Source organism: Candidatus Woesearchaeota archaeon (genome assembly GCA_003695435.1).
GTDB lineage: Archaea > Nanobdellota > Nanobdellia > Woesearchaeales > UBA11576 > J101.
Window position 1 is genome coordinate 1 of record RFJL01000063.1, and the last position, 2,878, is coordinate 2,878.

Here is a 2,878-nt window from a genome sequence, read left to right on the forward strand (position 1 = left end):
AGATCAAATCCAACTGTTGCTGCTTTTTCGAAAGATTCAAGGCTTGCAACCCTATCCTCGCAAGTTGCTGCAACATAGTATTCCCAGACACCTTTGTAGTAATAGTAGTGGCCGTATGCCTGCTCATATGCGCGGGATTCTGGGGCTTGCTGTTCACATCTTTCAAGGATGAGTTCCCACCTATCACGCACATCATTGTATTCATCTTGCCATTTGTCAAGTTCTATTTCAAAGTTAAAATTATTCTCACGTGCTTGCTCCACTAGTTCCTCGCAAGTCCCCTCAGTAAATTCTGTTGGATCGCGATCATTTTCACAATCAGGATCGTCAAGATCCACAAGGCCATCTTTATCATTGTCTTTTTTGTCGTTACATTCAACGAACACATTGGTGCCGGTACATTCTATAAGCGTGTTCACTGCTGGTGCTGGAACAAAGTCTGCTATGGGCATGGTGGAAAGAATCACTCTGATGTTCTCATTGTTCTTAACGGAAATCCCTTGTGCTTGCTTGTAATCTGAAAACAAGGATGTTGGCCCCATGACTTTTGAGATGAGCACAGGAGGGTTGTTACCAAAAAGGTCATCGCGTTTTTTTACTTGTTTGAGGAATTCTTTTTCAACGACTTCTTTTCTTCCAACAGCATATACTGCGGATTCTTGGTTGAGTGCAGGGTCTTCCTCTTCTTGTGAGAAACTGTAAAGATAGACTTGCTGTCCCGGCCTTAGTTTTGAGATAAAGCGTAAAAGATCCTTCTTGTGAGTAAAACGCTTATCACTCTCTGCAAAGTGCAGGTCAATTCTCGTTCCTCCTTCACATTGATTTGAAGAGATGTCTTGTCCTAGTAGTCCTGCGCTTGCACCACCTATGCCTGATGGCACATATTGTGTGTTGTAAAAGGGCATTTTGGAGAGATCTCCCCCCGTTACGCGTTCTGCATAATGGTATGCGGAATTAAGCGGTCCTGCAGAGCAAGCACCCGTATCAGGGTTTTCAAAGGTACAAATGGTAAAGTTGAGAAAGGTAAGTGCAAAGTATGCAACAATAAGTGCTAGTATGAATGAGAGGAATTTTTTTCCGAATGAGTCTTTTCCTATGATGGTGGATGCAAAAAGAGTGTAGAGTAAGATGACAAAGACTACGAAGAGCAGTACTTTTCCTACAACAAAAAGGTGTGCTATGGGGAGTTTTTGTGAGAGTCCCCATGCAAAGATGAGTGCGAGTGCTAATGATATTCCTACAACTGCTCCGCGGTTTTGTTCATCCATGTTAAGGCCTCTTCCAAGGCCCAACCAACTAATAGAAAAGAAGAGTATGAAATAGATTAGGAAGTCTATGAGTTGAGAGTTTTCTTTGTATTCTTGGTTTTTGAAGAAGTTTCCTATGCGCTCAAATCCATTGCTTGCGCTTTGAGCTTCAACTACGGGAGTGGTGATGAAGAAGAGCAGTATGAACAGCGCGACGATTCCTATGATGTGTTTTTGATTCATGCCCACCTCTTTTCAAGAACTGCGCGTTTTATTTTTATAAAGATTCTCCTGTCAAGGAGTAAATTCACCCTTTTTGTTAATCTCATTAACGTCTTGTTTGTTCCTGACATTGTTTCAAGCAGGATTTTCCTCCTGCGATGTTGTCTTCAGAGAACGTTCGAACTTTTCAGCTTTTGAAATAACCTGTTCAGACTCCTTCTCAAGCTCTCTAAGCATTTTGCGAAGCGCCTCTTCTGTAATACCTAAACGCGCCACAAGATCTGCCGCATGTTCCAGTTTTGCCTTAATGAGCTTATCCGTTGCAAGTATTTGTTCCCACAGTTTCTTCTTTTCTTCAAAGTCATCTGTTCGTTGTGCTTTGTTACGCATAAATTCCCTATTTCTTCTGAGTCTTGTAACTTCTTCTTGCGACCGTTTGATCTGCTCAACAACTTGTTTTTGTTCTGCGCGTAACGCTGCAGAATCTTGAATAAGCTTATCTTGTTTTTTGAAGAAGTGATAGAGTGGCCTCCCTGCGTTCTCAATGCGCAATTCATAATCACGCTTTTTTCGCTTCAGCTCTTTAATCATCCACGTTCTTAATTCTTCGAGGTTTTCACGCAATGCTTTAAGGTAATTCGCCACAATTTCGTGAAGTTCTGCAAGCGCCTCTTTTTCCACTTCAAGAATGCCTTGAGGACTTTGCATATGCCGTATTACTTCTTGATATACTCGTTTAATCCCTTCCCTGTCTTCGTGATGTTTATGAAAGAAATCCATAAGAAAAAACGCAAAGCGCTCATCACCAAATCGTTTTTCTATGATTCTTGCAATCCCATCTCTGTTCTTGTAAAATTCATTTCTAAAATACGTCCATTTTTCATCATCATCTTGTAGCTTGTTGAGCTGCTCTTGCAAGTAACGCAATTCTTCCAGATACTTCTTTGCATGCAACACCTTCTTAGAATTTGCCATGCGCCTAATAAGTTCAGGATCGGGACTCTTAGAAGCCAGTCTATCTATGCTCTTTTCAATTTCCCGTATAAATTCTTCAATATTAGGAGTTGTATATTGCCCAGAATTAAGGTCCTGTTCTACTTGGACAACTAGATTGTACTCGTCTCTTGTAGGAAGGAATTTATTCTTGAATTTCTTACCGAAAAAACTTTCAAACCCCGGAAGGTTCGGAACAACATAATCAAGCGTAACCGCATACACATTTTTATCATGTTCAAGGTTTTCAATCCATTTGTTGATCCACTTCAACTGCCGTTCATCTGACCGAATTTTAGGTTGGAGTTGTTCTTGAACCTCTTCACGTTTTTCAAGTGATTTTTTGACCGTTGTTAAATCAAGTGCATTCATTCAATATTCCCCATTTGCTTCTCGTATTTTATCCACTTAAAGAT

At 40.7% G+C, this 2,878-nt stretch carries 2 protein-coding genes; both read right to left on the reverse strand.

Annotated features, from left to right (window positions below; genetic code table 11):
• Nucleotides 1–1,490 (reverse strand): hypothetical protein (locus D6774_04460; protein ID RME77436.1); only part of this gene is annotated, 1,490 nt, incomplete at its 3' end.
• Between the two features lie 114 nt (nt 1,491–1,604).
• Nucleotides 1,605–2,834 carry a hypothetical protein gene (locus D6774_04465; protein RME77437.1) on the reverse strand — a complete coding sequence of 410 codons (1,230 nt, stop codon included), beginning with the start codon at nt 2,832–2,834 and terminating at the stop codon, nt 1,605–1,607.
• Nucleotides 2,835–2,878: the final 44 nt, after the last annotated feature.